The organism is Neisseria sp. P0021.S007, assembly GCF_051956855.1.
This window is the reverse complement of record NZ_JBQCXA010001351.1, coordinates 1-495: the sequence shown is the minus strand read 5'-3', so window position 1 is coordinate 495 and position 495 is coordinate 1. Positions and strand designations below refer to the sequence as shown.

The following is a 495-nucleotide window of genomic DNA, read 5'->3' as shown; positions in this document are numbered from 1 at the left end:
TCGTTAATCTAAAGGCCGTCTGAAACAGGGATTATAAATGTTTCAGACGGCCTATTCGGTTTATTTCTTCAAAATATATTTGCGTACGGCGGCGTTGTGTTCAGAAAGATTGTGGCTGAACTCGCTCAGGCCCGTACCATCCATTTTTGAGACAAAATACAGATATTTTTCATTAGACGGATGACCCGCCGCCTCAAGCGCGGCCTTGCCGGGAAGCGCAATCGGCGTCGGCGTCAAACCGCTGCGCGTATAGGTATTATAAGGCGTATCGCGTTGCAAGTCGGCTTTGCGGATTCTGCCTTTATACGCATCGCCCATACCATAGATGACGGTCGGGTCGGTTTGCAGGCGCATGCCGATATTCAGGCGGTTGACGAATACGGCGGCCACATGGGCGCGGTCGTCTTCGTGCGCGGTTTCTTTTTCAATCAGACTCGCCATAATCAGCATTTCGTACGGATTTTTATAAGGCAGGCCGCTTTGACGGTCGTCCCA

Annotated in this window: 1 protein-coding gene; it reads right to left on the bottom strand. The window is 50.9% G+C overall.

All coding sequences use genetic code 11. The features are described from left to right. Positions 1–60: 60 nt before the first annotated feature. The coding region (mltG, locus tag ACTHUR_RS19115) for an endolytic transglycosylase MltG (RefSeq protein WP_440400352.1) at positions 61–495 on the bottom strand (435 nt) is incomplete at its 5' end.